Below are 460 nucleotides of genomic sequence, written 5' to 3' on the forward strand. Positions count from 1 at the left end.
AGCGGCATAAGCACCTACCGTATTTCTACCTAATTGACTCATCATAGAACATATATTAATAATCTTTCCAGCCTTACGCTCCATCATGCCTTTTACCACATGCTTAGAAACTATAAAAGGACTTACTAAATCAATATTCACGACTTGTTTGAACTCTTCCACATCCATGTCTGCTAGCGGAACTCTTTTTATGATTCCTGCGTTATTGATAAGAATGTCTATAGGACCAACTTCCCTTTCTATTTTTTGAATAGCAGTCTCAACAGCAGCTTCATTTGATACATCAAATTTGTATCCTACAGCATCTATTCCAGCTTCTTTATAATGAGCAACGGCATCATCTATTTTTTGCTGAGATGAATTCCCGTTGACAACGATAGTAGCACCAGCAAGTCCTAATCCATGTGCCATAGACATTCCTAGACCATGTGTACTACCAGTAACTAATGCTACTTTACCT

The 460-nt window shown here is 37.8% G+C and carries 1 protein-coding gene; it reads right to left on the reverse strand.

The features are described from left to right. On the reverse strand, positions 1 to 460 hold a 460-nt coding region (locus IL45_RS14960), incomplete at both ends, for an SDR family NAD(P)-dependent oxidoreductase (protein ID WP_152550771.1).

The sequence above is a fragment of the Nonlabens ulvanivorans genome (genome assembly GCF_000732625.1).
Classification (GTDB): domain Bacteria; phylum Bacteroidota; class Bacteroidia; order Flavobacteriales; family Flavobacteriaceae; genus Nonlabens; species Nonlabens ulvanivorans.